The sequence below is a fragment of the Rhodococcus sp. NPDC059179 genome (assembly GCF_042754885.1).
In the GTDB taxonomy this organism is placed as follows: Bacteria; Actinomycetota; Actinomycetes; order Mycobacteriales; family Mycobacteriaceae; genus Rhodococcus_G.
This window is the reverse complement of the sequence record NZ_JBHZBV010000018.1, coordinates 1-22,810: the sequence shown is the minus strand read 5'-3', so window position 1 is coordinate 22,810 and position 22,810 is coordinate 1. Positions and strand designations below refer to the sequence as shown.

At 70.0% G+C, this 22,810-nt stretch carries 19 protein-coding genes; 6 read left to right on the top strand and 13 right to left on the bottom strand.

Going from position 1 to position 22,810, the window contains the following annotated elements:
* From ACFXMV_RS22245 to ACFXMV_RS22235, 3 genes are read left to right on the top strand one after another with little or no spacing between them, the layout of a single operon-like run.
* Positions 1-786, top strand: a complete 786-nt coding sequence (locus tag ACFXMV_RS22245) for an alpha/beta fold hydrolase (RefSeq protein ID WP_378500795.1) — start codon at positions 1-3, stop codon at positions 784-786.
* The gene (locus ACFXMV_RS22240) at positions 787-1,083 is read left to right on the top strand and encodes an MGMT family protein (protein ID WP_378500796.1); all 297 of its coding nucleotides are present in this window, start codon (positions 787-789) and stop codon (positions 1,081-1,083) included.
* Positions 1,084-1,095: 12 nt separating this feature from the next.
* On the top strand, positions 1,096-1,314 hold the full coding sequence (locus ACFXMV_RS22235) for an ACT domain-containing protein (RefSeq protein ID WP_378500797.1): 219 nt from the start codon (positions 1,096-1,098) through the stop codon (positions 1,312-1,314).
* Positions 1,315-1,461: 147 nt separating this feature from the next.
* On the opposite strand, the gene ACFXMV_RS22230 is transcribed toward ACFXMV_RS22235, so the two are convergent.
* The 5 genes from ACFXMV_RS22230 to ACFXMV_RS22210 all read right to left on the bottom strand — a co-directional run bounded on the left by ACFXMV_RS22230 (position 1,462) and on the right by ACFXMV_RS22210 (position 7,330).
* Complete coding sequence (locus ACFXMV_RS22230; RefSeq protein WP_378503637.1) at positions 1,462-2,856, bottom strand: PQQ-binding-like beta-propeller repeat protein; 1,395 nt, start codon at positions 2,854-2,856, stop codon at positions 1,462-1,464.
* Entirely contained in the window at positions 2,853-4,124 is a 1,272-nt protein-coding gene (locus ACFXMV_RS22225; protein ID WP_378498662.1) for a hypothetical protein, read from the bottom strand. Before ACFXMV_RS22225 ends, ACFXMV_RS22230 begins: the two co-directional genes overlap by 4 nt.
* 82 nt (positions 4,125-4,206) lie before the next feature.
* Positions 4,207-5,448 (bottom strand): kynureninase, encoded by a 1,242-nt coding sequence (locus ACFXMV_RS22220; protein WP_378498661.1) that lies wholly within the window; start codon positions 5,446-5,448, stop codon positions 4,207-4,209.
* Positions 5,445-6,371, bottom strand: a complete 927-nt coding sequence (locus ACFXMV_RS22215; protein ID WP_378503636.1) for a hypothetical protein — start codon at positions 6,369-6,371, stop codon at positions 5,445-5,447. Before ACFXMV_RS22215 ends, ACFXMV_RS22220 begins: the two co-directional genes overlap by 4 nt.
* A 95-nt stretch (positions 6,372-6,466) precedes the next feature.
* The gene (locus tag ACFXMV_RS22210) at positions 6,467-7,330 is read right to left on the bottom strand and encodes a tryptophan 2,3-dioxygenase (protein ID WP_378498659.1); all 864 of its coding nucleotides are present in this window, start codon (positions 7,328-7,330) and stop codon (positions 6,467-6,469) included.
* Between the two features lie 129 nt (positions 7,331-7,459).
* Here ACFXMV_RS22210 and ACFXMV_RS22205 point away from each other — a divergent pair, with 129 nt between their 5' ends.
* Positions 7,460-8,710 (top strand): NAD(P)/FAD-dependent oxidoreductase, encoded by a 1,251-nt coding sequence (locus ACFXMV_RS22205; RefSeq protein ID WP_378498658.1) that lies wholly within the window; start codon positions 7,460-7,462, stop codon positions 8,708-8,710.
* A 108-nt stretch (positions 8,711-8,818) separates the two neighbouring features.
* Positions 8,819-10,603, top strand: a complete 1,785-nt coding sequence (locus tag ACFXMV_RS22200) for an NTP transferase domain-containing protein (protein WP_378498657.1) — start codon at positions 8,819-8,821, stop codon at positions 10,601-10,603.
* On the opposite strand, the gene ACFXMV_RS22195 is transcribed toward ACFXMV_RS22200, so the two are convergent.
* The 8 genes from ACFXMV_RS22195 to ACFXMV_RS22160 form a co-directional block, all read right to left on the bottom strand.
* Positions 10,533-11,288: a sirohydrochlorin chelatase gene (locus tag ACFXMV_RS22195; protein ID WP_378498656.1), complete on the bottom strand. Its 756-nt coding sequence runs from the start codon at positions 11,286-11,288 to the stop codon at positions 10,533-10,535. The two genes, ACFXMV_RS22200 and ACFXMV_RS22195, sit on opposite strands and share 71 nt — an antisense overlap.
* Positions 11,285-12,448, bottom strand: coding sequence for a uroporphyrinogen-III synthase (locus tag ACFXMV_RS22190; protein WP_378498655.1), 1,164 nt, complete (start codon positions 12,446-12,448; stop codon positions 11,285-11,287). The genes ACFXMV_RS22195 and ACFXMV_RS22190 overlap by 4 nt, the downstream gene beginning before the upstream one ends.
* Positions 12,445-12,864: a nitrite reductase small subunit NirD gene (gene nirD, locus ACFXMV_RS22185; protein WP_378498667.1), complete on the bottom strand. Its 420-nt coding sequence runs from the start codon at positions 12,862-12,864 to the stop codon at positions 12,445-12,447. The genes ACFXMV_RS22190 and nirD overlap by 4 nt, the downstream gene beginning before the upstream one ends.
* 108 nt (positions 12,865-12,972) lie before the next feature.
* Positions 12,973-15,483: a nitrite reductase large subunit NirB gene (nirB, locus tag ACFXMV_RS22180; RefSeq protein ID WP_378498654.1), complete on the bottom strand. Its 2,511-nt coding sequence runs from the start codon at positions 15,481-15,483 to the stop codon at positions 12,973-12,975.
* Entirely contained in the window at positions 15,480-16,985 is a 1,506-nt protein-coding gene (locus tag ACFXMV_RS22175; RefSeq protein ID WP_378503635.1) for an FAD-dependent oxidoreductase, read from the bottom strand. The genes nirB and ACFXMV_RS22175 overlap by 4 nt, the downstream gene beginning before the upstream one ends.
* On the bottom strand, positions 16,982-19,120 hold the full coding sequence (locus ACFXMV_RS22170) for a molybdopterin oxidoreductase family protein (protein ID WP_378503634.1): 2,139 nt from the start codon (positions 19,118-19,120) through the stop codon (positions 16,982-16,984). The genes ACFXMV_RS22175 and ACFXMV_RS22170 overlap by 4 nt, the downstream gene beginning before the upstream one ends.
* The gene (locus tag ACFXMV_RS22165) at positions 19,117-20,544 is read right to left on the bottom strand and encodes an MFS transporter (protein ID WP_378501442.1); all 1,428 of its coding nucleotides are present in this window, start codon (positions 20,542-20,544) and stop codon (positions 19,117-19,119) included. The genes ACFXMV_RS22170 and ACFXMV_RS22165 overlap by 4 nt, the downstream gene beginning before the upstream one ends.
* Before the next feature lie 188 nt (positions 20,545-20,732).
* Positions 20,733-21,968 carry an MFS transporter gene (locus ACFXMV_RS22160; RefSeq protein ID WP_378503645.1) on the bottom strand — a complete coding sequence of 412 codons (1,236 nt, stop codon included), beginning with the start codon at positions 21,966-21,968 and terminating at the stop codon, positions 20,733-20,735.
* A 53-nt stretch (positions 21,969-22,021) separates the two neighbouring features.
* Here ACFXMV_RS22160 and ACFXMV_RS22155 point away from each other — a divergent pair, with 53 nt between their 5' ends.
* Positions 22,022-22,699 carry a FadR/GntR family transcriptional regulator gene (locus ACFXMV_RS22155; protein WP_378501441.1) on the top strand — a complete coding sequence of 226 codons (678 nt, stop codon included), beginning with the start codon at positions 22,022-22,024 and terminating at the stop codon, positions 22,697-22,699.
* Positions 22,700-22,810: the final 111 nt, after the last annotated feature.

Genomic DNA, 22,810 nt, shown 5'->3' with positions numbered 1-22,810 from the left:
ATGTCCCGCATGGGCGAGATCCACATCCACCGCTTCGGCCCGAGGGCCGGCCGACCGGTCCTGGCGCTGCACGGCCTCACCGGCCACGGCCAGCGCTGGCAGAGCCTCGCCGAGCGGCACCTGCCCGCGGCCAGGGTGATCGCGCCCGATCTGCGCGGCCACGGCCACTCGACGTGGTCGCCGCCGTGGGGCATCGCCGACCACGTCGAGAGCCTGGTCGAGGTCCTCGAAGCCGAGGCCACCGAGCCGGTCGTGCTGGTCGGCCACTCCTACGGCGGCGCCATCGCCGTACACCTGGCCCGCCGCGTGCCGGAACGCGTGCGCGCCCTGGTGCTGCTCGATCCCGCGATCGGGCTCGAGCCGGCACTGATGGCGGAGGTCGCCGACCTGACCGTCCGGTTCCCGGACTACACGGACGCCGCGGAGGCGCGTGCGGAAAAGGTGCACGGCGCGTGGGCGGACGTGGCGGACGAGCTGCTCGACGCCGAGCTCGCCGAGCACCTGATCGACGTCGAGGGCGGCCGGGTCGGCTGGCGGATGTCGATCCCGGCGATCGTCGCGTCCTGGGGCGAGCTCGCGCGCCCGTTCGTGCTGCCCCCGGCGGACCTGCCGACCGTCCTTGTGCAGGCGATGCGGGTCCAGCCGCCATACGTGACGCCTGCGTTCCGCGCCGCGCTGTCGGCGCACCTCGGCGATCACCTCACCGTGGTGGAGATGGACGTCGACCACATGGTCGGCCAGGCCAGGCCGGCGGATGTGGCGGAGCTGATCGGGAAGCTGCTGTAGGTGGCGGCGACCAGCGAGGCGCAGATCGAGCGGGTCCGTGAGCTGGTCGCGGCGATCCCGCCCGGCAAGGTGGCCACCTACGGCGACATCGCCGCGGCCGCCTGCCTGTCGAGCGCTCGGACCGTCGGCTGGATCATGCGCACCGACTCGGCCGACCTGCCCTGGCACAGGGTGCTCGGCGCGAGCGGCAAACCTGCCGCGCATCTCGCACACCGACAGATCTCGAAGCTCGCGCTCGAGGGCGTCCCGATCCGCGACGGCCGGGTCGACCTCGCGGCGGCGCGGCACGAATTCTGAGATCGTCGGGTGATGAGCGGTGAACGCGACCTCGCCTGGCTCACGCTGCGGGTGCACTCCGCGCTGGACGCGGTCGGCCTGACCGCGGCGGTGAGCTCACGGCTCGCCGAAGTCGGCATCAGCTGCAACGTCATCGCCGGCTACCACCACGACCACCTACTGGTGCCGGTCGACGATGCAGCTGCCGCAGTCGAAGCGTTGACCGCGCTTGCCCTCGAGCGGCGCCGCTGAGCCGGCACCCCCGGACAAACACTGTTCGGGCGCGAAATCAAAAGGTACAGAATGCGAACTCTGTACAGATTCGGCGTTTCGTACAGAATGAGCGGGTTGTACCTTTCTGATTCCGCGCAGTTTGATGTTTCTGGGGCATTCCTCCACTCAGCCCGCGGTGAGTCCGGCCATGCTCCTGCCACTCGTGTACACCAGGACCTCGTCGGCCCGCCCCAACGTCGGGTTCCCCGAATACGAGCGGTCCTCCTCGACGATCGCGGTGAACGGCATCACCCATTCACGCTCACCCGACCGGAGGTCGGTGGCCGACAGCGAGTCGGCCCCGACCGCGATCACGGAACGGCCGTCGAGGACGGCGGGTGTGCCGAAGTCGCCGTCGCGCTCCTGCCGCCAGAGCGCCTCACCCGTATCGGCGTCGAGTCCTACCACCTGGCCTGTCTCGGAGCTCTGCACCAGCACCACATCCCCGGCGACCGCGGTGACCACACCGTCCCGCAATTCCCCGGAGGTCCAGCGCCGTTCGCCGCTGGCGCGGTCGTACGCGGCGTCACCGACGATCAGCGGCACATCCGCCGAGGGCTCGTCGAGCTCGAACTGCACGGAGGACTCCCCGTCCCCACGAGCGATCACGCGGCCACGCGCATCGACCACCTCGGCACCGACAACCCGGCCCTGACCGCAGTCGGTGTGGGTCATCGCCACCAATCCCGGCCGGGTGATGTGCGCCGAGCCGGCGCACTCCTCCGTTCCCCGCGTCCAGGTCTGCCGACCCGACTCGAGATCGAACCCGACGACGTCACCGCCGAGTTCGAGCACGCCGACTCCGTGCTCGGTTTTCAGCATCTGCCCGAACGCGTCCTCCCAGGCGGCGCCCACGTCGAACCTGGTCGTCCAGAACGCATCCGGGTCCTCGGGCGTGCCCGCGTGCACCTCCACGTCGTCGTCCTCGGGGTTGCCCTCCGCGACGAAGATGCGGTCGCCGGAGGCGCTGAGCGCCAGGATCATCCAGTCCGACTCCGTGCGGGTGACGGCGCCGCTGTCCACGTCGACCGAGACGATGGCCGACCGACCGTCCGCGCCGTTCGAGTAGCAGATCACCTTCTCGTTCACCGGCTCGGCCGCGCACCCACCGAGGTTGTCGGCGGGCGTCCGCCACCGCTCGCTGCCGTCCGCCGCATCGACCCCGACCATGATCGACCGGTCGAGACTGTAGCCGCGGGGGTCGGGAAGGCCGATCAGGGTGATCAGCGTGTCGCCGACGTCGACGAATCCAGGCTCACTCGAATCGAACTCGCTGCCGAACCGGGGATCACGGAAGGCTGCGAAGCTGCGCCCGAAGGTCTCCGCGGCGTCCAGGGTCCACGCGACCTCGGGGGCATCCCCGGATGCGGTCGCCGTCGTTGGGGCCGCGGACTCGCCTGCGGCGGCCTCGGTCTCCGGTTCGTCGCCGCTGCGCGCGATCACCACGACCGCCCCGGACACGGTGACCGCTGCGACGACCGCCGCCGCGAACAGCTGCCACCGGTTTCGCTCGACCGTCACCGCGTCAGCTCGAGACCGGGCGCGGTGGCGATCGCCTGCAACTGGTCCACGGTCAGCAGCGTGCCGGGCGGCACGTCCGACAGACTGACCCGGACCTGGTTGCCGGACGGCCGGGTCACCGTGACAATCGACGGCCGGTCCCGCTCGACCACCGATCCGTCCGGCAGGGTCTCGAACTTCGTGCTGTTCCACGCGTTCGACGGGTCGTACTCGTCGGGCTCCGCGGGCAACTCATGTCCGCCGCCGATGTCGACGCTCAACCGACCGGAGCCCCCCGGACCGGTGGCCTGGACCGTGGTGCAGGCGCTCGACTCCCCCGCGGGCTGCAACGATCCGAGCGCCCGGTCGAGGGTGACGTGCGCTGGTGCGTGCGCGCGCCACGCTTCGTCGAGCGCGCGGCCCACTCGCTCGACGGCGTCTCGGGTGGGCCGTTCCCCCCTCGATCCGGCTCCCCCGCCGCTGCAATCGACCGGCGGCGCAGGCGTGCCCGCGGGAACCGCCGCGGTCACCGACAGACCGGGTGTGCGGGCCAGTGAGCTCAGTTCCTCGAGGGTCAGCGGCAGAGTCCCGCTGTCCTCGTCGCCGGCCTGCACGGTGACGAGGGTGCGGTCCGGCAGGTAGGCGGCGGCGGTGCGGAGCAGGTTTCGCTTCCCGTCGTACTCGGCCCACGTGTCCTGTGTGTCGACGATCGTGCCGTCCGGATACGTGGCGCGTCGATCGAGTTGCCCGGCCACGCATTCGGGCACCGGCTTGTCCCAGCGTCGCACGGTCACCCACAACGACCCGCGCACCGAATCGCGGATCAGCATTCCGCGGGCGGAGGTCGAACCGCCGAAGTCGTCCTCGGTGATGCCCTCGGGGAGCTGGGAAGGGCTGCTGTAGACGGGGATCGGCTCGAACAACAGCGACTCGGTCGGACTGGCGTATTCGAGTTCCACACCGCCGGGCAGCGCCTCGCGCAGCGCCTCGCTCATGGCCGTGGCCTTCGGCCCGGAGAACCACGGATACCGCGGGTTGTCGTAGCTCTGCTCGCCGGAGATCGATGTCATGAACATCTCACCCTCGGACGGCGCCGCCACCGACTCGCAGCCGGGGATCTCTACCGGGTACTCCACCTCCGGCGTCACGTAGCTGTGCGCGGACGTGTCATCCGTCGCGCTCCCGCCCGGCACGTGCAGCAGTCCCGCGACGATCACACCCGTCGCCACGATCGACACCATCACCAGCGTGTCGGTCCAGCCCCATCGCGGCGCAGCGCCATCACCCATCGGTCCCCCTCGCCTCCGGCGCCCGTCCGCCTGGACCACGCCCCGCTGTCCCTGTCGTCGTGGTCGTTACCTGTGTTACGAATCAGGCTCTGGTCGCCAGCTCCGCTCGGATCGCCTCCACGCCCAAGACCACCTCCGCGAAGCTGGTGCTGAGCGGACTCAGCCCGAGCCGAAGCCCCTCGGGAGCCCGGAAGTCGGGAATCACGCCGCGCTCCCACAGCGCCGGGGTGACCGCGCGGAAGTGCGGATGGTCGACGGTGAGGTGTCCACCGCGCAGGCTCGAGTCGACCGGCGACGCGACCGTCGCCCCGAGCGGAACCAACGATTCGGCGACGAGCTCGAGCGCGAATTCGGTGAGCAGCACGGACTTCGCCCTGATCGTCCCGATCCCCGCCCGGTCGATGAGCTCGAGGGTGTCACGCATCGCGATCATGCCCAGCACTGCGGGTGTGCCGCTGAGAATGCGCCGGATGCCGCGGGCGGGCCGATAGCCGGGCGCCATCTCGAAGACGTCTTCGCGGCCCATCCATCCCCAGATCGGCTGCACGAACTCCTCGAGCAGGCCCGCCCGCACGTAGGCGAATGCCGGCGAACCCGGTCCACCGTTCAGGTACTTGTAGGTGCAGCCGACGGCGAGATCGACGCCCCATGCGTCCAGTTCGACCGGGACCGAACCGACCGAATGGCACAGGTCCCACAGCATGAGCGCGCCAGCATCGTGGGCGATCCGCGTGATGGCTGCGGCGTCGGCCAGGTAGCCCGACCGGTACGCGACATGGCTGAGCACCACCAGCGCCGTCCGCTCGCCGACCACTGCGCCGACATCGTCCGCGTGCACCCCGCCGCGCGGATCCGACTCGATCCACCGCAGGACCATCCCCATCTCGGACGCGACCGCCTCGACGACATAGCGGTCGGTGGGGAAATTGTCTGTGTCCAGGACGATCTCGTCTCGCCCGGGTCGAAGCCTGACGGCCCCGCGAGCCAGCTTGTACAGCAGCACGCTCGTGGAGTCGCCCACCGCCGTCTGGCCCTCCGCCGCCCCGAGCACCACCCTCCCGAGGTCGTCGCCGATCCTCAGGGGCAGGTCGAACCACTCCTCGTCCCAGCCGCGGATCAGCCGGTCGCCCCAGGCCTCGGTGACGAACCGGGCGACGCGCTCGGCGCCCGCCCTGGTCGGCCGCCCGAGCGAGTTCCCGTCCAGGTATGAGACGACGGTCGGGGCGTCGACGAAGAGGTCGCGGTACGTGCGCAGCGGGTCGGCCGCGTCGAGCTCGGCGGCGCGCACCGAGAATCGTTGCGGGACGGGGCTGGAGTCACTCATCCGAACTGCTCCTTGATCTGCGCCGGGGCGAGGTTGCGGGTCGAGGCGAGCCACACGGCCCAATCCGCGTCGTCGGTCGGCGGCGTGCCCGGCGCCCACGCGAGCCGCGGTGCCGTGCCCGCCGGCCAGGGGACGGCGATCGCGTCGAGCACCGCCGCACGGTCGAGTCCGGCGCCGAGCAACGCGGACAGCTCGCGCGGGTTGACCCCGACCGGCTGGGGGCCGTTGCCCTGGTCGGTTCCGTAGACCGCGACGCCTCCGCGCGCCCGGAACCGGCGAAGATTGTCGGCGGCGACATCGAATTCGACTCCGCGACCGTGGATATCGAGGGTGCTGACCCACCGCATCGACGGCGCCATCGCCGCGAGCAGTTCGTCGGGCAGGCGCTCGGTCCACGGGGCGTGCGCGAGCCGGTCCACGCCTGACTCGAAGGCGCGCGCGGCCTGGCCCCGACCCTCCACGTGCGCGACGACGGGGCGACCGCCCGCATGCGCGGCGCGGACCACCGCGTCGAGGGTCGCATCGTCGAACACCGGACCCGCGTCCGAGTTCAGCATGATCTTGACGAAGGCCGCGCCCGCCCGGACCTGCGTGTCGACGGCCGCCACCGCCTCCCGGGTTTCGGCGATGACGCACACCGACCCGGCCGCCGACCAGGACCGGTCGACGGGGTATCCGCCCGGGACGGTGAGGAACTGACCGGCATAGCTCACCTCGGGTAGCCCGGTGAGGACCGCCGCGTCCGCGAACGGTGCCAGGACCGACGGCGGCGAACCGAGGTCGTGCACCGCGGCCAGACCGCCCGCATAGAGGGCGCCCGCGTCGACCAGCCCCAGATGCACGTGGGCGTCCCGCAGCCCCGCGAAGACCACGCCGGGGATCTCGAGGTCGGCCTGCCCCTCCCTCGCGGATCGCCGCCGCACCGAGACCAGCCGATCCCCGCTCGTGGTCAGCCGGCACCGCCCCAACCAGGCTCCGCACCACAGATTTTCGACGTCGACGTTCATCCCCGGGCCCGTCAACGTCCCAGTTCGGTCCGCACCGCAAACAGCTCGGGAAAGAAGGTGAGTTCGAGCGCGCGTTGCAGAAAGCCCGCGCCGCCGGAGGAGCCACCGGTGCCGGTCTTCATCCCGATCACCCGGAGCACGGTCCGCAGGTGCCGAAAACGCCAGAGCTGGAAGCTCTCCTCGAGATCGACGAGTTCCTCGAAGGACTCGTACGCGCGCCAGCAGTCCTCGGGGTGTTCATAGACGTGCTTGACCATCGGCATCAGGTCGGGGTTCACCACATACGCGCGGGTGACATCCCGGTCGAGCGCGGAACCGGGCACGTCGTAGCCGGCGCGCGCGAGGCAACGCCAGAACTCGTCGTACAGGCTCGGCTCGCGCAGGAGGGTGTCGAGGACGGCATGCGACGGCGGGTCCGCCTCGAACACCCTGAGCAGGTCCGCGTTCTTGTTGCCGAGGATGAACTCGACGGCGCGGTACTGGTACGACTGGAATCCCGATGCGTTGCCGAGGAAGCCGCGGAACTCGGCGTACTCGGTCGGCGTCAGTGTCGCCAGGATCGACCACTGTTCGGTCATCGACCGCTGGATGTGCTTGACGCGGGCGATGCACTTGAGCGCGACCCCTATGTCGTCCTCGGCGAACGCCCGTCGGGCCGCGCGGATCTCGTGCAGGACCAGCTTGAGCCAGAGTTCGGTGGTCTGGTGCGCGATGATGAAGAGCATCTCGTCGTGGTGCGGTGGCTCGCTGACCGGGTTCTGCGCGCTGAGCAACGTGCCGAGGTCGAGGTAGGACCCGTAGCTCATCCGGGTGCTGAAATCGGTGACGATGTCGGGCTCGAGGTCCCGAAGATTCCGTTCACCGCCACGCGTCATGGGGTGATTGTCGGCCGACCTGCGGATACCGTCCGGATCCGTGGCCGAATTGTTGTGTTTACATCCACACCGGTCGGCTGCGACACTGAGAGGCGGCGTACCTCTAGGACCGAATCGCGGTGAGCGATCATGGGTGGCGAGTATGACGTCGCGATTGTGGGATCGAGCCTGGCCGGGTGCACGGCGGCGATCCTGCTCGCACGGAAGGGGCTACGGGTCGCGCTGCTGGAGGCGAATCGCAATCCGGCGGCGTACAAGCGGATGTGCACGCACTACATCCAGTCGAGCGCGCTACCCACCCTCCAGCGGCTCGGTCTCGATGCGGAGCTCGAGGCCGCCGGAGCAGTGCCGAACCATGGCAGTGTCTGGTGCCGATTCGGCTGGGTCAGGGAGCCTGAGCCGACGGACCGTCCACCGCACGGCTACAACCTCCGCCGCGAGGTACTCGATCCGCTGATTCGGAAAACCGCCGCCCAGGTGCCGGGCGTCGATCTGATGTTGGGCGCGAAGCTCCGCGAGCTGACCAGGGGTCCAGACGGGCGCGTCGATGGCGTCATCGCCGACCGCGCGGGACGGCTCTCCTGCCGACTGGTCATCGGTGCGGACGGCCGGTCCTCGAAGGTGGCCCGGCTTGCCGGCCTACCCGGTCGCGAATCCCGGAACGACCGCTTCGCCTACTTCGCCTCCTTCCGGAACGTCACGATCCCCCACGGACAACCGGTTCAGCTCTGGCTGCTCGAGCCCGACGCCGCATACGCGTTCGGCAACGATGCCGGGGTGACCGTCCTCACCGTCATGCCCGGCAAGAGCCGGCTGTCGGAGTTCGATGGCGACCGGGAGGCAGCGCTGCTGCGCGTGTTCGAGGACCTGCCGGACGCCCCCGACCTGACCAACGCTGAACGTGTATCTGAGGTCGTCGGAACCCGCGACTATCCGAGTATCACCCGGCGCCGCATCGCCTCGCCCGGCGTCGCCCTCGTCGGGGACGCCGCCATGGTGCTCGACCCGCTCTGGGGCGCTGGGTGCGGCTGGGCGCTGCAGACCGCGGAGTGGTTGAGCGACGCCGTCGCGACACCACTCGCAACCGGCAGCGACCGGCAGATAGACCTGGCGGCGCGTCGCTATCAGCGTCGTCACCGGGTGCGACTGTGGCCGCACCAGTACTTCGCGATCGATTTCAGCCAGCACCCTCGATTCAATCCAATGCAGCGACTGCTGTTCGCCGGTGCAGCCCGGGACCCGTGGGTGGCGGACCGGTTCTACGCGTATGGGACCCGCAACCGGTCGCCCCTCGTCATGTTCTCCCCCCGGATGCTGGCCCGCGCGGCCCGTGCCAGGCGGGTGGGCGGGATGAAGACCCTCATCGCGACTCAGCGCTGACCTCGCGACCGACGCGAATACGATGGCCGGGTGGCTCGCCGACGGCCACACCGGCATCAGGTCGAGCGTGGCAAGAAGGCCTGACCTGTTGCGTGGGATCATGTACCCATGACTCCCGGCGCACACTCACGCTACGACGCAGTCATTCTCGCCGGCGGATCCGCCACCAGGATGGGTGGCGTCGACAAGCCGGCGATCGTCATCGCCGGACGTTCCATGCTGTCCGCCGCCCTCGACGCTGTCGCCGGGGCCGAGCGGGTGGTCGTCGTCGGACCGCACCGAGCCGACCTCGCCGACTCGATCAGACAGACCCAGGAATCACCCGTCGGCGGCGGCCCGGTCCTCGCAATGAACGCGGGACTACGCGAATTGGAGGGCGGCACAGCACATGTCGTGGTGCTCGCCGCCGACCTACCGTTCCTCGCTGCCGCCTCGATCGAGAGCCTCGTCGATGCCCTCGACCGCGAACCTGACGCGACTGCGGCCTTTGCGCTCGACGAATCCGGCCGCGTGCAGTTCCTGCTCGGCGTGTGGCGCCGGAGCGCGCTGTCCGCTCGACTCGACAAACTCGGTCGCGCCGATCTGGCCAACAGGCCGATGAAGACGGTGATCCCGGCCGGATACGTCACCGTCCCCATGACCGGGATCTCCGACTGCGACACCGAGGCGGACGTCGCCGCCGCCCGCACCCGCAGCATCTCCCCCGCCGTTGACCTCGACGAGGCCAGGCGGGTCGTCCGCGACGCCGTCGAGATGCTGCCCACCCGCTCGGCGGCCCCAGCGGACGCCCTCGGCGGGGTGCTGGCGAAGCCGATGCTCGCAGCCGACGCGCTGCCCCGGCTCGACGTCTCTGCGATGGACGGCTACGCCGTATCCGGCGACGGCCCTTGGCAACTCGATCAGGCGATCCGTTACGCCGGCTCCGAGGAGGAGGTCGAACTCGAGCCAGGGCACGCGGTGCGGATCGCCACCGGAGCCCACGTGCCGTCCGGTGCCACCGCGGTGGTGCGCGACGAACACATCGAACTCGCGGACGCCACCCTGAGCAGGCGACCGGGAGCGCCCGTCCGCGACGACACCCGCAGGCGGGGCGAGGACTGGCATCCGGGAGCACCGCTCGCCGAGACGGGCGTACTGGTCACCGCGGCCGTCGCGTCGGTGGCGCTCAGCGGCGAGGTCCCCGAACTGCTGGTCCGCGGGCCGGTGACGGCCCACGTCGTGGTGACCGGCGACGAGATCCGCCGTGACGGCCCGCTGCGCGCCGGGCAGACCCGCGACAGCCTGGGGCCACTGATGCCGCATTTCCTGTCCTGGTGTGGGATCCGCACGGCCGCGGAATCGCACCTGCGCGACACCGCGGGAGGGTTCGACGAGCTACTTGCGCCACCCCGCCCCGTCGCACCCGCCGCGGACCCCGACCTGATCGTCATCGTCGGCGCCACCGGCGGCGGGGCCGCGGACCACCTGCGGCTGGCTCTCGCCCGCAGCGGCGCCCACGTCGTGGTGGGACGGGTGCGATGCCGGCCGGGCGGATCCCAGGTCGTCGCGGTGCTGCCCGACGGCCGCGTTGTGCTCGGACTGCCAGGCAACCCCTACGCCGCGGTCGCCACGCTGCTCATGACGGCGCCGACCGTTGTCTCCGCACTGACCGGCGCGCCCGCCCCGACACCCACATATGCGCCGATCGAGAACGCAGCGGAGCTCGCGGCAGACGTCCCCCGGGTCGTCACCGCCACCCGGAGCTCCGACGGTCGTTGGCACGCCGCCGCGCCCGCCGGGACGGCGCACCTCGCCGCGCTGATCGGGGCTCACGCCCTCGCGATCATCGAACCGGCAACGCCTGACGGAGGCTCGGCGGAACTGCTGCCCCTGCCCTTGTCCCTGCCGCATTGACCGAAGCGATCCTCGCGCAACCGGCCCGGTAGCGATCGGCGAGCAGCTGAACCAGCGCCGGGTGCACGCCGAGCGGCTCGGCAACGCCGTCCGCCCCGGCCTCGGCCAGTCTCCGATGGAACAGGCCGTGCGCCAACAGGTACGAGGCGACGAACACCCGGCGGTGGCCCGCCGATCGGAGCCCGTCCACCACCTCGGGCACCCGCGGCTCCGCCGTGGCGACGTAGCCGATGTGCACCCGGTCGGACACCAGCCCCGCCAGCATCGCGGCGGCGCGGCGCACGTCGGCAAGGGCACGGGGGTCCGAGGAGCCGGCAGCCGCCAGCACCACAGCGTCGCCCGGCCGCCAGCCGGCCTCGCGCAGCCGCTCGAAGAGCACCTTGGCCAACACCGGGTCCGGTCCGAGCGCCCTGGTGACCGTCACGTCGGGATGGCCTGAATCGGCGACCTCGCGCGGGACGTCGGTGTGCACGTGGTATCCCGAGGCCAGGAACGCAGGCACCACGACCGCGGGCGCGCCGAGGTCGCGGAGCACCTCCGCGGGCGAGGGTCCGAGCACGTCCACGAAGGCGACACGGGTCGTGCCCACCTCGTCCGCAACCGCATCGGCCAGCGCGGCGACCATGTCGACGCCGCGCGGACTGCGGGTGCCGTGTGCGACGAGCACCAGCGCGGGCCTGCTCACGAGCCGTCCCCGCAGTCGGCGGGGTCGAGGGCCAGGCGGTACCCGCGCTTGACCACGGTCTGCACGATCTTCGGGGAACCGAGGCAGGTCCGCAGCCGCGCGATCGCGGTCTCGACGGCGTGGGTGTCCTCGCCGCCACCGGGCAGCACGGAGAGCAGTTCCTCCCGCGAGACCACCCGACCGGGTCGGTGCGCCAGCGTTCGCATCAAAGCCATTGCGGCAGGAGCCAGTTGGCGAACCTCGCCGTCCACGACGACGCATCCGCCGCGCACGCTCACGTCATGCCCGGCGGCACGAAGCTTCATCGCCCGGCGCGGCAACTCCTCGGCGATGTGCCGGGCGAGGGACCCGAGCCGAGCCCTGCCCGGCATGGTGCTCGGGACCCCGAGCGCCTCGAGCGGCGCCGCGGTCACCGGGCCGACACACACCGCGAGCACCCGGGTGCGCAGCGAGTGCAGCAACGGGTCGATGAGGCCGATCTCCTTGGCGCGGATCAGCATCGACGCCACCGCGGGCGCACTGGTGAAGCTCAGTGCGTCCAATCCCCCACTGACGGTCAGCTCGATGAGCCGGTCCATCGCGGTCGAATCGTCGGGCTGCGTCCACCGGTACACCGGCACCGGCACGACCTCGGCTCCGGCCACCCGGAGCACCTCGCAGAAGTCCGGCAGCGGCTCCCATTCGGTGGTGGCGCCGTGCAACTGCACCGCGATCCGCTTGCCCTCCACGCCCTCGGCGAGCAGGTGATCGATCACCTCGGCGGAGGACTCGGAGACCGGCGACCACTCCTCACGCAGATCGGCGGCGCGGATGGCTCCCTTCGCCTTGGGACCGCGGGCGAGCAGCCGCGCCGTCCCGAGCGCGCCGGCCAGCTGTTCGGCGAGGCCCCACCCGTCGGCGGCCTCCATCCAGCCGCGGAACCCGATTCCTGTGGTCGCGACCGCGATCTCCGGCGGATGGTCGATCAGTTCCCTGGTCACCCGTTCCAGCTCGGCATCGTCGACGAGCGGGATGATCCGGATCGCTGCCGCGTGCACGATGGTGGCACCGCGACGGGTCAGCAGAGTGGTGAACTCCTCCGACCGCCTGGCCGCGGTGACCCCCACCGTGAAGCCGGCCAGCGGCTCACCGGTCTGCGGCGCCGCCCTGCCCTCGCTCACGCGCTGTCCACCTGGAGGCCAGAGGTGCTGTGGACCTGGACCATGCCCGCCCAGACCCGCACGTCGTAGACCGGTAGCCGGACGGACTCGTCGTCGAGGCAGCGCCCGTCGACAAGCGAGAACACCTGCTTGAGCAGAGGCGACACCACAATGGGCTCGCCTGCCCTGTCCCCGACCAGGCCGCGCGACATCACAGCCGCGCGCCCGAACGGATCAATGTTTCCCACGGCGTAGAGCGAGCCGTCCTCCAAGAGGAAGAGCGCCACCTGCTCATTGCCCCGCAGGAGCACGGCAACGCCCAGTCCAGGAATCAGATGGCTGAGCGGGCAGGCCGAGGTCCATTCGAGTCGTCCGTTGTTGACGCTCTCACGTCCGGGTCCGGTCACGTTGTGCGCCTTCGTGTCGATAACGGTCATCATCGTGGTCCTCCTGTAATGCAGGCTTACTTTCTACTTTTCCGGTGTTTCCTCGGCGTTAAGCCTCGATTCCCACGCGGTAAGCAGAAGCCGATCGGCCTCGATCTGCTACTGCGAGGTCGTCGTGGGCATCGGCGGCATGCCCATCAGGACCGGGATCTTGCGATCACCGGACTCGTCGAACGCCACGGTCGGGTCGGCCTCCTCCGGCGCGTTGACGAAGGACACGAAGCGCGAGAGCTTCTCCGGGTCGTCGAGCACACCGGCCCATTCGTCCTGGTAGCCGTCCACGTGCTTGGCCATGGCCGCTTCGAGCTCCGCGGCGATACCGAGGGAGTCCTCGCAGATCACGGCCTTGAGGTGATCGAGGCCGCCCTCCATCCCCTCCACCCACGGTGCGGTGCGCTGCAGCCGGTCGGCGGTACGCACGTAGAACATCAGGTACCGGTCGATGTAGCTGATCAGCGTCTCGTCGTCGAGCCCGCCCGCAAGCAGCTGCGCGTGCTTGGGCGACTGCCCGCCGTTGCCGCCGACGTAGAGGTTCCAACCGTTCTCGGTGGCGATGACGCCGACGTCCTTGCCCCGCGCCTCCGCGCACTCACGCGCGCAACCGGAGACACCGAACTTGATCTTGTGCGGCGAACGCAAGCCGCGGTAACGGTTTTCGAGTCCCACGGCCATCCCCACCGAGTCCTGGACCCCATATCGGCACCAGGTGGATCCGACGCAGCTCTTCACCGTGCGCAGCGACTTGCCGTACGCCTGACCGGACTCCATGCCCGCATCGACCAGTCGCTTCCAGATCGCGGGCAGCTGCTCGACGCGGGCGCCGAACAGGTCGATGCGCTGGCCACCGGTGACCTTGGTGTACAGGCCGAAATCCCGTGCCACCTCGCCGATCACGATCAGCTGCTCGGGGGTGCACTCGCCGCCGGGCATCCGCGGCACCACCGAGTAGGTGCCGTTCTTCTGGATGTTGGCCAGGAAGTGGTCGTTGGTGTCCTGCAGCGAGGCCTGGTTCCGGTGCAGGATGTGATCCGAATCGGTCGAGGCCAGGATCGAGGCCACCACCGGCTTGCAGATGTCACATCCGGTTCCCGTGCCGAACTTGGCGATCAGCGCGGAGAACGTGCGGGTGCCGGTCGCCATGACGATCTCGAACAGCTCCGCCCGCGACTGCTCGAAGTGCTCACACAGCGCCTTCGACATCACCACGCCGGACGAGGCCAGCAGCTGCTTGATCGTGGGAAGGCAGCCGCCGCAGGTGGTTCCCGCGTTGGTGCAGCTCTTCACGGACGCGATGTCGCAGGCACCGTCGGCGATCGCGCCGCAGATGTCGCCCTTGGTCACGCCGTTGCAGGAGCAGACCTCGGCGTCGTCGGGCAGGGAGCCGGCTCCGGGCTTCTCCCCCGCGGGCGAGATCAGCGACGCCGGGTCACCCGGCAGCTCGCGACCAACCAGGGGTCGAAGCGAGGCGTACGCCGACGCGTCGCCGACCAGGATCCCGCCGAGCAGGATCTTGGCGTCGTCGGACACCACGAGCTTGGCGTAGGTGCCCTTGGCCGCGTCGCTGAGGACCACCTCGAGGGCTCCAGGCGTCTGCGCGTGCGCATCGCCGAAACTGGCGACGTCCACGCCCATCAGCTTGAGCTTGGTGGACAGGTCCGCGCCGGGGAACTCGGCCTGACCGCCGAGCAGGCGGTCGGCCACGATCTCGGCGGTGGTGTAACCGGGGGCCACCAGGCCGTAGGCGACACCGTCGACCGCGGCACACTCGCCGACGGCGTAGATGGCCTCGTCCGAGGTCCGGCAGCCGATATCGGTGAGGATTCCGCCGCGCGGGCCGACGTCGAGTCCGGCGTCACGCGCCAGCTGATCCTGCGGACGGATGCCCGCCGAGAACACGAGCAGCGCGGCCTCGATGACCGAACCGTCGGACAGTTCGACCGTCACGCCGTCGGGGCCCTCGGTGATGGCGGCGGTGCCGACGCCCGCGTGCACGGTCACGCCGAGATCGGTGACCAGCCGCGCCAGCAGCGCGCCGCCGCCCTCGTCCACCTGCAGCGGCATCAGCCGCGGCGCGAACTCCACCACGTGCGGGGTCATGCCCATGAGCCTGAGCGCGTTGGCCGCTTCCAGGCCGAGCAGGCCGCCGCCGACGACGACGCCCACCGCCCCCGGTCCCGCCTTGTCCGCGGTGGCGCGGATGCCGTCGAGGTCATCGAGGGTGCGGTAGACGAAGCACTCGTCGCGGTCGTGGCCGGGGATCGGCGGCACGAACGGGTACGAACCGGTGGCCATGACGAGGGCGTCGTAGCCGAGGGTCTCGCCGGAGCCGGTCGTCACGGTGCGCGCGGCGCGGTCGATCGTGACAGCTCGCTCACCGGTCCGCAGGTCGACCAACGAGTCGCCGACGTAGTCGTTGCCCGCGAGTGCGAGTTCCTTTGCATCCCAGGACCCGACGTACGACGACAGGCCGACCCGGTCATACGCGGGCAGCGCCTCCTCGCACAGGACGGTGACCCGCCACTGGGCATCCTCGTCCCGCGCACGCAGCGCCTCGACGAATCGATGGCCGACCATTCCGTGCCCGATCACCACTACCGACTTGTTGTTCATGCTGCGCCCTCTTCTTCGATCGATGGTGTTTCGTGTACTGGTTGGTCTATTGGTTCCGGATCCGAGTTGCGTAGCCATTCGCAGATGCCCTGCACAACGGAGCTGCACCCGCCGCAGCCGGTGGTCGCCCGTGTCTCGGTCGCCAGGGCGGCCACGGTGCGTGAGCCCGTCTTCCAGGCCTTGGTCAACTGCGATTTGGTCACCGAGTTACAGCGGCAGACGACCGCCGACCCGGGCATGGTGGCCGGGCTCGCGACCTCGACGCCCGCTCCCGACCCCCGGCCGATCAGGAGCGACATCCGGTCCACCGGCACGGGAAGCTGCGCGTCGAACAGCTGCGTCAGGGTGCCCACCACGTCGGGGTTCCCCAGCAACACCGCGCCGACCACCCGGTCCTCGCGCACCACGACCTTCGCGTAACGCCCTCGGGTCGGGTCGGCCAGAGTCAGCACTTCGCTGTGGCTGCAATGCATCTCGGCGCTGATGTCGCCCATCGACGCGAGGTCGATGTCGTGCGCCTTGAGCCGGGTCACGTTCGCGGTCCCGTGGTAGGTGGCGAACCGGTTCTCTCCTGCGAGCCGCTCGGCCACCACCGCGGCCTGCTCCCATCCGGGCTGGACCAGTCCGTACACCTCGCCGCGGTGCTGCGCGCACTCCCCGATCGCGGAGACCCGCGGGGCGCTGGTGCGCAGCAGGTCGTCGACGACGATGGCCTGCTCGATCGCGATGCCAGCCGACTCGGCGAGCGTCACCTCCGGCCGGATGCCTGCGGACAGCACCAGCAGGTCGGCGGGCAACTCGGTGCCGTCGTCGAGCGTGACGGTCCGGTTCGCGGCGTCGCGCGCGACGGCCCTGCGTCCGAGCACCATCCGCATACCGAGCTCGGTGAGCACCCGGGTCAGTACCGCACCGCCTGCGGGGTCCAGCTGGCGCTCCATCGGAAAGTCCTTGGGGTGCACCACGGTGACGTCCATGCCGCGCATCAGCAGCCCGCGGGCCGCCTCGAGTCCGAGCAGACCGCCGCCGAGCACAACGGCGCTCGAACCGCCGGTGGCCGCGGCGATGATCTGGTCGCAGTCCCCGATCGTGCGGAAGGCGGCGACGCCATCGACGAGCGCGCCATCAGCGTCCACGGCGCCCTCGATCGGCGGGATGAACGACCGGCTACCGGTCGCCAGCACGAGCTCGTCGTAGCCGATCTCGCCGCCGTCGTCGCACCGCACGGTCCGCGCGGCCGTGTCGATCGACGTCACCTGCACGCCCGACCGGACATCGACGCCCTGGCGCTCCCACCAGCCGTCCGGCTTGAGCCGGGTGTCGCGGCCGGTGATGCTGCCCGCCAGCACGTTCGAGAGCAGGATGCGATTGTAGGCGGGGTGCGACTCGGCACCGATCACCACGACATCGAGCCGCTCGCCCTCGGGATCGCGCCGCCGCAACTCCTCCGCCAGTCGTGAGCCGGCCATGCCGTTGCCCACCACCACGATTCGGGTCCTACTCATGCCACCGCCTCCAGTTTGACTGCACACACCTTGAACTCCGGCATCCGACTGGTCGGGTCGAGCGCCGGGTTGGTCAACAGGTTCGCCCGGCCTGCGCCGGCGAAGTGGAACGGCAGGAACACGGTGTCGAGCCGCATGCTGTCGTCGCAACGCACAGTCGCCTCGGTCCGCCCGCGCCTGCTCACCACGGCGGCAAGGCCACCCTCGACCAGGCCCATCCGGCGCGCGGTGTCGGGATGCACCTGGACGAACATCTCGCCCGCGGCGCGGACCAGTTCGTCGATCCGGCGGGTCTGCGCACCGGACTGGTAGTGCGCCAGGACGCGTCCAGTGGTCGCCACCAACGGGTACTCGGAGTCCATTACCTCGGCCGGACCGCGGTGCTCAACGGGGACGAAGTTCGCGCGGCCGCTCGGGGTCTCGAAGCGGTCCAAGAACAGCCGCGGCGTACCGGGATGATCGGCCCCGCCCTTGACCTTCGGACACGGCCAGTGCAGCGCTTCGCCTGCGTCCAGCCGGGCGTAGCTGATCCCCGAGTAGTCGGCGACCCCGCCCGCGGAGGCCAGCCGCAGCTCCTCGAACACCGTCTCGGGGTCGGTGCCGAACCGACCCGCGGGCTGGCCGAGTCGACGCGCGAGTTCGGCGAGCACCTCGAGCTCGGAGCGCGGGCCGTCGGGGGCGGTCACAGCCACCTTGCGACGCAGCACCCGGCCCTCGAGGCTGGTCATCGTGCCCTCCTCCTCGGCCCACTGCAGGACCGGCAGCACGACGTCTGCCATGGCCGCGGTCTCCGAGAGCAGGAAGTCGTTGACCACCAACAAGTCCAGCGCGGCCAGCCGGTCCACCACATGGCCGGCGCGCGGCGCGGACACCGCGAGGTTCGCCCCGTGCACCATCAGCGCGCTCGGTCCACCGGGCGTGCCGATCGACTCGAGCAGCTCGTAGGCACTCTTTCCCGGACCAGGCAGCTCGGCGGGATCGATACCCCACACCTGCGCGACGTGGACCCGGGCCGCGGGATCGGTGATCTTGCGATAGCCGGGCAGCTGGTCGGCCTTCTGCCCGTGCTCGCGACCGCCCTGCCCGTTGCCCTGACCGGTGATCGCGCCGTAGCCGCTGCCGCGGCGGCCGGGCAGCCCGAGGGCCAGGGCCAGGTTGATCACGGCCGAGACGGTGTCGGTCCCGGTGGCGTGCTGCTCCGCCCCACGGGCCGTCAGGATGTAGGCGCCCGCGTCGGACTGCTGTGCGCGCCACAGGATCTCCACCGTGCGGCGCAGCGCGCTCACCGGCACCCCGGTGACCCTCTCGGTGCGCTCGGGCCACCACTGGGCTGCGGCCAGCCAGGCGTCGTCGAATCCCTCGGTGCGCGAGCCGATGTAATTGTGGTCGATGCGGCCGTCGAGCACGGCCAGGTGCAGCAGGCCCAGGGCCAGCGGCAGGTCGGTTCCTGGGCTCAGCTGCAGGTGCACCCCACCGCCCGCGAGGGCGCGTTCCACGGTGGCGGTGCGGCGAGGATCGGCGACGATGAGTCCGCCCGCGTCGGCCGCGGTGGCGAGGTGGCCGACGAACGGCGGCATCGTCTCGGCGACGTTGCCGCCCAGGATCAGGATCGCCCGCGCCGCACCGAGATCGGCCACCGGGAAGGGCAGCCCGCGGTCGAGTCCGAAGGCCTTGCCGCCGGCCGCCGCAGCCGAGGACATGCAGAACCGGCCGTTGTAGTCGATGTTCGAGGTGCGCAGCGCCACCCGGGCGAACTTGCCCAGTTGGTAGGCCTTCTCGTTGGTGAGCCCGCCGCCGCCGAAGATCGCGACGGCGTCGCGCCCGCCCTTTGCCTGCGCCGCTGCGAAGCCGTCCGCGACGAGGTCGAGCGCCGTGTCCCAGCTCGCGGGGCGCAGTTCCCCGTCCCGGCGCACCAGTGGCGCGGTGAGCCGGTTCGGGTTCCGCAGCAGTTCCGCACTGGTCCAGCCCTTTTGGCACAGCCCGCCCCGGTTGGTGGGGAAGCTCCGACCCGTGACCGTCGCGGTCAGGGCCTGATCCGTTGCCGAGGAGTCACGCGAGATGTTCATCGCGCAACCGAGTCCGCAGTACGGGCAGTGGGTGGGGGTGGAAACCAGGGACGGAACTGCGATGGTCATACCAGCACCGACTCCTCGGTCTCGGTGACGTCCCTGGCCGCCGGACGGCGCAGGAACACCACGTAGGTGACGACGATGCAGGCCAGGTAGAACCCGAAGAAGACCCAGAACGCCATGGTCGCCGACTTGGCCGGGCCCAGGTAGGAGGCCCGGAGCACCAGGTTGATGCCCACGCCGCCGAGCCCGCCGATGGCGCCTGCAAAGCCGATCAGTGCACCCGACATGTTGCGCGACCAGCTGGCCTTCTCTTCCACGCTGAGGTGATCGAGTCCCTGAGCCTTGGCCTCGAAGATGGAGGGGATGATCTTGTACACCGAGCCGTTACCCAGCCCGGACAACACGAACAGCGCGATGAAGCCCAAGACCAGGATGGTCAGCGTGGCGGAGCTCGCCGGACCCGCAGCCTGGTCGTCGAGGGTGCTCGCGCCGACCACGACGGCCGAGGCCAGTGCCATCGCCGCGAACGTGTAGACGGTGATCTTGCCGCCGCCGACGCGGTCGGCCAGCTTTCCGCCGAGCGGGCGGGCGATCGAGCCGAGCAGCGGTCCGATGAACGCGATCTGCGCGGTGTGCAGCGCCGCCTCGGCTGGGGTGTCGCCGCCCGCGATGAAGTTGATCTGCATGACCTGACCGAACGCGAAGCTGTAGCCGATGAACGAGCCGAAGGTGCCGATGTACAGGAAGGCGATCACCCACGAGTCGCGGTACTTGAGCGCCCTGCCCATGGCCTTCAGATCGGCCTTCTGGTTGCCCAGGTTGTCCATGAACAGTGCGGCCCCGACTGCGGCCACACCACAGAACACCAGGTAGAAGGCGCAGACGATCCAGGCCTCTGTGTTGCCGACCGTCGCGATGACGAGCAGGCCGATGAGCTGGATGACCGGCACGCCGATGTTGCCGCCGCCTGCGTTGAGGCCGAGGGCCCAGCCCTTGAGGCGCTGGGGGTAGAAGGCGTTGATGTTGGTCATCGAGGACGCGAAGTTTCCGCCACCGACACCGCCGAGCGCGGCCACCAGCAGGAAGGTCGTGTAGGACGCCCCCGGGTTCAGCATCAGCACCAGTGTCAGCACCAGAGGGATGAACAGGACCAGCGCGCTGAACACCGTCCAGTTCCGCCCGCCGAACCGCGCGGTGGCGACGGTGTACGGAATGCGCAGGACCGCGCCGACAAGGGTCGGGACGGCCACGAGGAAGAATTTGCCCGCCGCGTCGATGCCGTAGACCTCGGTCGGCATGAACAGGACCATCACAGACCAGATGGACCACACGGAGAATCCGACATGCTCGGCGATGACCGACCACACAAGGTTGCGCTTGGCGATGTCCTTGCCGCCGGCCTCCCAGGCCTCGACATCCTCGGCATCCCATTCTGCGATGTAGTGCTTGCGCGCTGCTGTCGCGACTTCGTCCGAACGTGCGGTCACCGGGCCTCCTCTATGCGTGGGAGACCCAAAGGTACGAGGCGGATGTTGCCGAGGTGATGCCGGTAATGACTCCAGAATGAACATGCGCTCACGAGCGTGTTACCCGAACAGTGAGGATGTTTCCGCAGGTAAACGGGGTGTTACAGCCTGTGATGAGCGGTCACATCGGGGTCAAGAAGTGACGGCGGTCACTGCCAGCTGTCCTCGAGGAACCTCGGTTTGCAGGCTGCGTAACCCGCCACCAGGATGACCCCGACCGCCACCAGGAGCATCGCGAACGGCCAGGCCCAGCCGCCTGTCACATCGTGCAGGACGCCGAACAGCAGCGGGCCGAGGCAGGCCACCGCATACCCGAGCCCCTGGGTGAAGCCGGACAGCGCGGCCGAGCCCGCGGCGGTGCGGGTGCGCAGGTTGATCAGCGTCAGCGACATCGGGAAGGTGCTCGGCCCGAGGCCGACCAGCAGGATCCACAGCACCGGGGCCGCCATGGGCGCGAACAGCAGCCCGGCGAATCCGGCCAGGTAGAACGCCGCGCAGGCCACCACGACGGGATACGGGTTGGCGATCCGCGCACACAGTGTGGGCGCCCCGATCGCGGCGAGGAAGCCGACCGCGGCGAACAGCGCGACCATGGTGCCGCCGAAAGCCGCGCTTGCGCCTGCCTCGGTCAGGATCTTCGGCACCCAGGTGAACATCGAGTAGGTGATCAACGAGGTCATGCCGAACATCCCGGCCATCCCCCAGGCCACCGGAGAACGCCAGGCCCGACCGCGCTCACCCTGCTCGGCCAGGGGTTCGGCGGAGGTGTCGAGACGGTCTCGGCCGCGTCTGCTGATCACGATCCCGATCCACGGCAGCGCCGCTGCGACGGCAGGCAACGCCCACAGGCCGAGCGAGACCCGCCACCCGTAGGCGTCCGCGAGCGGCACCGCGACGAGCGCCGGAAGGACGGTGCCGACCTGCACACAGGTGATGTAGATCGTGCTCATCATCGCGACGCGGTCCGAGAAATAGCGCTTCACCAGCGGCGGGATCACCACGTTGCCGATGCCCATGCCGCCGAGTGCGAGCGCCGACAGTGCCAGCAGGGTCGCGGTGTCGGACACCATCGAGCGGGTCGCGATCCCGACGCCCGTCATCAGCATCGCGGCCAACGCGACCCGTTCCAGTCCGAAAGAGAGGGCCAATCGCGGCGTGAGCAGCCCGAAGATCGCGAACATCGCGGTGGGCAGCATCCCGAAGACCCCGACAATCGTGGATCCGAACCCGACATCCCCGCTGATCTCGTCGAGCAGCGGGGTCAGCGAGGTGACGGCGGTGCGAAGCGTCAGCGCGGAGAGCACGATCGCGACGAGCACCATCAGTCGACCGGCCACGAGTGCGCGCCGGTCGATCGTGTGGGGATGCCGCTCGGTCGATGTGATCGCAAAATCATAGGATGACTGGATGATCCGATGCAACTGGGTATGATGCGCACGTGCAACCCGTACGACGGACAAGCCTCATCGCGCAGGTCACCGACCAGCTGCGTGAGGAGATCGTGGCCGGCCGCTGGCCGACCGGCTCGAGAATTCCGACCGAGCCCGAACTCGCCGAGCTGACCGGCACCGGACGCAACACCGTCCGAGAAGCCGTCCAGGCCCTGGTGCACGCGGGCATGCTCGAACGACGTCAGGGCTCGGGCACCTACGTGATCGCGACCAGCGACCTCGGCGGCACCCTTGGCAAGTACTTCGCGGCCGCGCACGAGCGGGACATCCTCGAGCTACGTCAGGCCCTCGACGTCACCGCGGCCGCGCTCGCGGCGCGGCGCCGCGAGGACACCGACATCGCACAGCTGCGGGACCTGCTCGACACCAGGAACCTGTTGTGGTCTCCCGCCGATGGCGCCGCCGACACGTCCGCGGCGGTCGCGGCCGACCTGGCCCTGCACCGTGCGATCGTCGCGGCGAGCCACAACGACGTGTACCTCGAGTTCTACGACTCGCTCCTGCCCGCCATCGAGCAGACCATCCTGCGCCACCCGGTCGCCGCCGAGAACTCCTACGAACCCGAGCACGACGAACTCGTGCAGGCGGTTATCGACGGAGACAGCGAACGGGCCGCGACCGCGGCGCGCCGGTTCCTGACCGAGCTCCTCACCCAGCGCACCTGACCCGCGCCGACGCCCTCTAGATGTACCCGGCCAGGACGTTGGTAGCAGGCGTGTCGGCTTGATGTGAAGAGAACCTCCGGGTGGGGTGTGGCTTGTCTAAGGCCCACATCC